Annotated in this window: 6 protein-coding genes; 3 read left to right on the top strand and 3 right to left on the bottom strand. The window is 57.5% G+C overall.

Features of this window, described 5'->3' with window-relative positions; all coding sequences use genetic code 11:
- The first annotated feature begins 290 nt into the window (after positions 1–290).
- Positions 291–1,172 (top strand): SGNH/GDSL hydrolase family protein, encoded by an 882-nt coding sequence (locus FYC48_RS22260; protein ID WP_160149704.1) that lies wholly within the window; start codon positions 291–293, stop codon positions 1,170–1,172.
- 57 nt (positions 1,173–1,229) lie between these two features.
- On the opposite strand, the gene FYC48_RS22255 is transcribed toward FYC48_RS22260, so the two are convergent.
- From FYC48_RS22255 to FYC48_RS22245, 3 genes are all read right to left on the bottom strand, one after another.
- A complete protein-coding gene (locus FYC48_RS22255) occupies positions 1,230–2,003 on the bottom strand; it encodes a class I SAM-dependent methyltransferase (RefSeq protein ID WP_149499001.1) in 774 nt (257 codons plus the stop codon).
- Positions 2,003–2,596 (bottom strand): hypothetical protein, encoded by a 594-nt coding sequence (locus FYC48_RS22250; protein WP_235034371.1) that lies wholly within the window; start codon positions 2,594–2,596, stop codon positions 2,003–2,005. Before FYC48_RS22250 ends, FYC48_RS22255 begins: the two co-directional genes overlap by 1 nt.
- A gap of 610 nt (positions 2,597–3,206) precedes the next feature.
- Positions 3,207–4,703: a hypothetical protein gene (locus FYC48_RS22245; protein ID WP_149499000.1), complete on the bottom strand. Its 1,497-nt coding sequence runs from the start codon at positions 4,701–4,703 to the stop codon at positions 3,207–3,209.
- Positions 4,704–5,395: 692 nt separating this feature from the next.
- Here FYC48_RS22245 and FYC48_RS22240 point away from each other — a divergent pair.
- On the top strand, positions 5,396–5,848 hold the full coding sequence (locus FYC48_RS22240; protein WP_149499003.1) for a type II secretion system protein GspG: 453 nt from the start codon (positions 5,396–5,398) through the stop codon (positions 5,846–5,848).
- On the top strand, positions 5,848–6,510 hold the full coding sequence (locus tag FYC48_RS22235; protein WP_149498999.1) for a prepilin-type N-terminal cleavage/methylation domain-containing protein: 663 nt from the start codon (positions 5,848–5,850) through the stop codon (positions 6,508–6,510). Before FYC48_RS22240 ends, FYC48_RS22235 begins: the two co-directional genes overlap by 1 nt.
- The last annotated feature ends 241 nt before the right edge of the window (positions 6,511–6,751 follow it).

The following is a 6,751-nucleotide window of genomic DNA, read 5'->3' as shown; positions in this document are numbered from 1 at the left end:
CCCTCCCCGGCCGTTTGCTCGTCCGACCCTCCCGCAAGCGGGAAGGTGTTATCCAGATGTTTAAACCCAAAGACTCGTGTTTGCCTGCTTAGCGGCTAGAAAGATGAGCCGCTGAGTGGTAGCTCGCGGTTAAGGGAAGAGCCACTAGCAACTAGCTTCTAGCAACTAGCTTCTCTTTTTCTCCAACTGGAAAGGTTTGACAATCTTTGGTTTTGGGGTTAGCCAAGAGGGGCTTGGCGATACCCTTTCAGATGTCTTTGTTTTTGACATCAACTTCTTGGGGTACTCGAATGATTCGATCCTTGTTATGCGGACTGGTGGTCTGCCTATCTACGGTTGCGGTTTCCGCACAGTCGCCTTACTCACAATTGGTGGTCTTTGGCGATAGCTTGAGTGATACCGGCAACAGCTTTGCCGCTACTGGAATCCCGCCTGGCGGCGCTGCCGGTTTTCCTTACTATCAAGGCCGCTTTTGTGACGGCCCGAACTGGATCGATTTCCTCCAATCTGATTTGCAGTTTGCTCCCCCACAGGTTTTGAATTTCGCCGTCGGAGGAGCGAGCACCGGATTTGGGTTCAAAGCACCACCGGAAGGCATCTTCGACGCACCTCCGGGAACCTTGATCCCGACCGTTGGCGTCCAGATTCAAACGTACTTGTCGCTGTTGCCGCCGTCCCCGAATCAACTGACGATCGTCTGGGCCGGGTCGAATGACTTGCTGAATTTTCAGTCACCGTCGTCGGCGGTCAATCATATTGAACAACACGTCCGCGACTTGGTTGCCGCTGGCGCCGACGAGTTCCTCATTCCGTCCCTACCACCGCTGGGCGAAACGCCGGCGATTGACGGTGGGCTCGAGCGGCTGGTGATGAATTTCATGTCGTGGCGTTTCAATTCTCTGCTCCATCGTCGCCTGAATTCACTCGAGTCCGAACTTCAAATTGAAATTCATCGACTCGATACGTTTAACCTGACGTTGCTCGGAGTTGTGTTCCCGCAGTGGTTTGGGCTGACGAATACCGACGACGCGGCACTCGATCATATTGGTGCGGGGTTGATCACGCCGGCGGAAGGAGCTAGCTATTTCTACTGGGATGTCATTCATCCGACGAGCTTGGTGCACCGGGTGCTCGCGACCGCGGCTGCTGAAACCATTTCCGAAGGTGAGTAGGGAGGGAGAGAGTTGCTAGAAGCTAGCGGCTAGAAGCTAGTTGCTAGCCGCTAGTGACTACTTGCGGCGGAGGATGAAGAGGCCTTCGAGAAGTTCTTTGTCGAAGGGGAGGGGATCGTCGATGTCGTAGGCAAAGTCGTAGGACTCGGCGAGTTCCCAGCGGTCGCTGACTTTCTTGAACAATCGCTTGAGCTGCGTCGGGGTGTAGAGCCGAAGTGGAAACTCACTTTCGATCTTGATCTTTTCGCCGCTCCGGCGTTTCGCGATTAGCTTGACGCGCAACGTTTCGAGTCGCTTCTTCAAATCGGTTTCGGGAACGCTAATCGTTGTCTTTAGCTCGGTCCCCGCATGCCGAATCGTGAAGCGTTCCACCACCGCTTCGTACTCTTCTTCGGGCACCAAGTGCATCCCCAGAATGTATAGCCCGCCCGGTGCGATCGCGTCACCGAGTGTTTGCAGGTGGGTCACCGCGTCTTTCTCTGTCAACAGATGCCGGAACGTGTTGTAGGTACAAAACGCGGCATCAAAAGGCTGTTCCGCTTCGATCGCCGTCATGTCACCCAGCACGCATGTCGCGTTCAAACCGCGCCGCTTGAGCTTTCGTTCCGTATAACGAAGCATCGCCTCGCTAAGGTCAATGCCGGTGACGTCGTAGCCGCGGTTGGCCATCGCGACGACCAAACGACCGCTGCCACATCCCGGCTCAAGTAATCGTTTGACTTTGCGGCCGGCGAAACGCTTGAAGGCCGCTTCAAAGAATTCCACTTCGACCGGTGTTTCATCGCGAAACAACATGTCGAAGTACTGCGGGTAGTCGTACCACTTGGCCATCAGCGCTCGGCCTTTGCTGGGGCACCGTTTTGGGCGTCGGTCGGTGAGTCAGCTTCGTCGCTTTCGATAGGAACGATCTTGCCAAACATGTGCCCGCCATGATCGCCGTGCTGCCATGTCCCGGCATAACGCCCGGTTTCTTTGCCGGCCTGGATCAGCACCCGTGCGTCAAAGGTCCCCATCGTCGGGATCCACAATGAGTCAAGCGTGATCACGGGAGTATTGCCCGACCAGAGAACTTTCAGGTCCAACGGTACTTCTTGATCGATGTCGCCATACTTGATGTGGGCTTTGAAACGATAGAGGTCTGCTGTCGGCAGTTTCTCGCAGGAACTGATCAGGTACGTTTCCGTTTTTGGCGGCGAGTCTTTTCCATCGACGGTGAACTTGCCGACGAATTTGGTCCCGCTGAGGTAGTTCGCCAGACGCGTTTCACGGCTGGATGGCACCGCGTCAGTCTCCGTCGAGGAGGTGGTGGCAGCCTGTGTGGTTGTCGTCTGGGCTGTCGAAATTTGGGCTGTCAGTGTGAGACACAGAAACGTTGCCGACAGCGTTTTCGGGGCAAACAACAAAGCAGTCTTGATCGGAAGCATCGGGAGGTTCCTCAAAAGAGATGGGGCGGAACGGCAAGCTTATCGTGCTTCGTCGTGTTGTCAAAGCGAACGGGTCTGTTCGCCGCTCAGAGTGCTCCTAGCTTTGGCGTTTAGCGGTTCGTCCAGGCGTTGTAGGGCAAATTGAAGGTCTCGGTTTCGTACCGATGGTGGTCGGGCCCCTCACCGAGCCGGTGACGCGACTCTCCGCGCGGGGAGCTTGAAGGCTGAGGGTCGGGCGGTTGCGGCGACGCTGGGTGGTGGCTGGCGCTGAAGCGGGCAACTTAAAGAGAACCCCTCACCGGGCCGAAGGCCCGACTCTCCCCGCGGGGAGAGTGAAGGGGGGAGGGCGGGCGGTTGCGGCGACGCTTTGAAAGTACGGATTTCAGTCATCAGCCGACGAGCGTTAGCTCCGGTTTTTGCGCCGAAACCGTGGCTAACGCCATGCGGCTGATCCTAGAATCGAACTTCAACGGAGCTCTCGTGCGTCTGGCTCGGGAAAGAACCCCACACGGGCCGGAGGCCCGACTCTCCCCGCGGGGAGAGTGAAGGCTGAGGGTCGGGCGGTCGCGGCCGCCTATGGGGGGCCTAACTGGCCGTTGAGGCTACGGCACTACTGCGGACTGAGGATGTCCGAGAGTGCTTTGTTTCGCTGCACGCGACCGCGTTGATCGGTGAAGATCGACGGCAAATCGGTCGGGCGGCGGCGGACAGATCCGTCGACACTGCGAGGCCGGTTGTCCTCCGATCGGGCTGCCGATCCGAGGGGCTGGGTTAGGGTGTCGTCGATCGATCGCAAGAACGCTTGCAACTTCCAAGCTGGGATCACCGTCACACCGGCTTGGTTCGCTCGCTCTTTTGCTCGGCCGAGTTCTTCGATTGCGGCGGTCGCGCGGGCATCGTCGCCCGTTCCGATTTTGGGTGGTTCACCGACGACCAGAAAGCGAACGCTGGGGTCGATTCGGCCACTTTGTTCACCGTTGTCCGCCAGTTCGGCGCCGGCCGCTTTAATCATACCTTCAAGTTGTTCGTTGTCCGGCTTGTCGTCGTCGTCGAGATCGATCGGACCCGCCAACGCGATCTTGACGGTTCGGCCGGGAGCCCAGAACGGCGAGTAAACCGCATCGCCTTCGATGATTGGCGAGCTGATTTCGGGTTCTGCGATCACACGCGCTTCGGCCAAGTGGGGCCCGAGCACTCGGGTGACTTGAATCGACGCTTTCACCTTTGCATCTTGAAGGCGATCCGTTTCATCGCGATCGATCACACCAAACGTAACGCCGCGACGCAGTGCATCGGCGGATCCCAAATTAATCGAGACGATGTTGCCGTCTTTGAGCACGTAGCGGATTTCGCCTTGTACCTGTTCAAACTGGCCGCCGCCGCGAATCCGGTTGAGCTCCAGTTTCTGAGCGTCGATGGTCGTTTCCAGGTTCGCGATTTGGTTGGTCAGCAACTGCTTGTCGTTACGCGATTGTTGTTGCAATTCCTGCAGGGCAAGCTCGCTTTTGCGTTTGCTGTCTTTGGCCCGCTCCATTTGGGTAACCATGTCGTTGCGGGCGGCGGCAAATTGGGCTCGTTCGTCGTCGAGCTGTTTCGCCAAGGATTCGCGTTCCTGTTCCGCTTTTTGCTGGGCGGCGCGGGCGGCGTTGACGTCCGTTTCAGCTTGGGTGCGGATTTTGCTGGCTTCGTCACGCGCGGTACTGTACTGGGCATTACGATCGCGAATGATATCGGTGAAGTAGTCGGCAAGTTTTCCGTAGTGACGGTCTTGGATTCCGACGTCTTGGCCGTAGATCTGCATGTCTTTGAAGAACTGCTGCGCGATCGTGTCGAATTGGGCATCGCCGCTGTTCATTTCTTTGAAAGCGTTCAGTTCATCCTGAGTCATCTGCTCCCCGCCGAGCATTTTCATCAGTTGATCATTTCGGGTCTGGGCGTCACGCAGCCCGTTTTGGGCATTGTTCAGACTGTCTTTCACCTTTGCTTGGGCGCCGGCTTGACCACTGCCCCAACTCCAAAGGATGAAGTTCAGAGCGAGCGAGAGAACCAACAAGATCAGGCAAGTGATGAGACTGCCGCGAATCACTGAATCGTCGCGTGCCGCCATAGCAAATATCCGGGCGAAAAGTGGAGGGGACGTGAGAAACCGATGGAAGGGACAAGCAAAATCCTTTCGCCGATGCCATGTTCACTAGCGGCTTCGCGAAGGGAATCCATCCACAGAATATTCAGAAGTCTGCTTCATTCTAGCATTTCTGCTGCAGAATAACCGCGTAAGCTAGACAATCTGGCACGGATTTGGGGGTCGTACGCGGAAAACTGCCCCCCAGTCGACGGACACGCCGAGAGCGAGGGGGGAGTTGCGAGTTAGAAGTTTTCTTCGTGTTGGTCGCAGCGGAACGCGCCGAGCGTCTTGGAAAGCCGATGTGCCGAAAGCCTCGGCGGCTTCCGCTACGGGTGATGTGTGCAGAATCCTGCACCGGCTACTCGCGGGGCTTCGGTGATGCAGCAGATTTTGTGGGCGATTGCCAAGATCCGGCATCGATGACGAAACTTTCAGAAGAGTCGTCGGTTAATATACCTGGGCGTCGAAACGGCGTGTCGACCGGCAGGTGGCCCGCAAATTACAATGTGGCACCGAGACTGCGAACACGACCTCGCTTTCGACTTGAAAGCACCGAACAGAATATTATCTGTATTCGTGTTTCACCCGCCGACGGCGACCGACAAACGTTGCTCCGAAAGGTGGTTCTCCGCCCCGATTCGATCCTCGCATACAAATTAGCTCCTGCCTTCCCCATGCAATCACACCACATTTTGCCGTCACCTGTTCAAGTATCGCAACCTGCACGACATCGCCGGTCGCGGCGGTCGGGATTCACGTTGTTGGAACTCTTGCTCGTGCTCGCCATCCTGGTCGTCTTGGGTGGAATCGTGGCGGTCAATGTTGTCGGAACGCGAGACAGTGCGAATGTCGATGCGACTACCACGCAAATGAAGATGCTCAAGAGCAACATCGACATGTACCAAATCCGCATCGGTGGCATGCCATCGTCGCTGGAAGAGCTGAAGGACGGTCCGTCGGATTCTGCTAAGAAAGCCAAGTGGGTCGCGCCGATCATCGACGAAATCCCCACCGATGCCTGGGGAAATCCATTCGAATACAAGGCCAGCGGTAACACCTTTGAAATCCGCAGTGCTGGGATCGACGGTCAAATGAACTCCGACGACGACATCGTTGTCTCCAAGTAATGCGATCGCGTCGACTCTCTCTCGTTTTTATTGCCCGTTTATCGCGTGATGCTCGGACGATTCGGCCCGGGTTCACGCTGTTGGAGTTGCTGTTGGTGCTGGCGATCATGAGCGTGCTCGCTTCGGTTGCCCTGCCCCAAATCGCATGGCTGTTGGGAGATCGACGCGTCGTTCGCGGGGCTAAGATCGTCCGCGAAGAATTGATGCTCGCGCGGGTCGATGCGATGCGCGAAGGCCGCATTATGATGCTTGACGGCATGCTCGAAGGCGGCTCGATCCGAGTCCGCCCGTATGTGTCGCTGACCGATTCGGTCAACGCGGTCGATCAAACTGGATCACAGTCCGCAATGCTGAACGGCGCCGACCAAGGCCAGCAGGTTACGCTCGTTCAAGACCCGAGCGACAATCGCGAAGTCACGTTGCCCGAAGACGTGACCGTCCAGTCGGTCGCGGTCGTCGCGACGGCGCGGGCACTCGAAGTGCAACAAGCGAACCTGAGCAATCAAGCCGAAGGGTACAGCCAGCCAGTTCTGTTTTATCCTGACGGCACGACGAGTACGGCTGCAATTACACTGGCCCATCCGGTTCACGGCCAGATCACCGTTAGGCTGCGCGGAATCACCGGCGACGTAACGATCAGCGACATCGGCCCCCTGCAATGACCGATTGCGAGAGGAGCGGCGGCAGAGAAGAACCCTCACCGGGCCGGAGGCCCGACTCTCCCAGGGGGAGAGTGGAATGCGATTTCCTTCACCTTCCCGCTTACGGGAGGGTCGGACGCTTGAGCGGCCGGGGAGGGCTCGCACCGGGCCGGAGGTCCGACTCTCCCAGGGGGAGAGTGAATGCGATTTCCTTCACCTTCCCGCTTACGGGAGGGTCGGACGCTTGAGCGGCCGGGGAGGG

The organism is Roseiconus lacunae (assembly GCF_008312935.1).
Classification (GTDB): domain Bacteria; phylum Planctomycetota; class Planctomycetia; order Pirellulales; family Pirellulaceae; genus Stieleria; species Stieleria lacunae.
The sequence above is the reverse complement of the archived record's forward strand: the minus strand, read 5'-3'. Positions and strand labels throughout refer to the sequence as shown.

What these genes read in the sequence shown, in the direction of transcription:
- FYC48_RS22255 (WP_149499001.1), bottom strand. Translation starts at nt 2,003, where the DNA reads ATGGCCAAGTGGTACGACTACCCGCAGTACTTCGACATGTTGTTTCGC.
- FYC48_RS22235 (WP_149498999.1), top strand. Translation starts at nt 5,848, where the DNA reads ATGCGATCGCGTCGACTCTCTCTCGTTTTTATTGCCCGTTTATCGCGT.
- FYC48_RS22240 (WP_149499003.1), top strand. Translation starts at nt 5,396, where the DNA reads ATGCAATCACACCACATTTTGCCGTCACCTGTTCAAGTATCGCAACCT.
- FYC48_RS22250 (WP_235034371.1), bottom strand. Translation starts at nt 2,596, where the DNA reads ATGCTTCCGATCAAGACTGCTTTGTTGTTTGCCCCGAAAACGCTGTCG.
- FYC48_RS22260 (WP_160149704.1), top strand. Translation starts at nt 291, where the DNA reads ATGATTCGATCCTTGTTATGCGGACTGGTGGTCTGCCTATCTACGGTT.
- FYC48_RS22245 (WP_149499000.1), bottom strand. Translation starts at nt 4,703, where the DNA reads ATGGCGGCACGCGACGATTCAGTGATTCGCGGCAGTCTCATCACTTGC.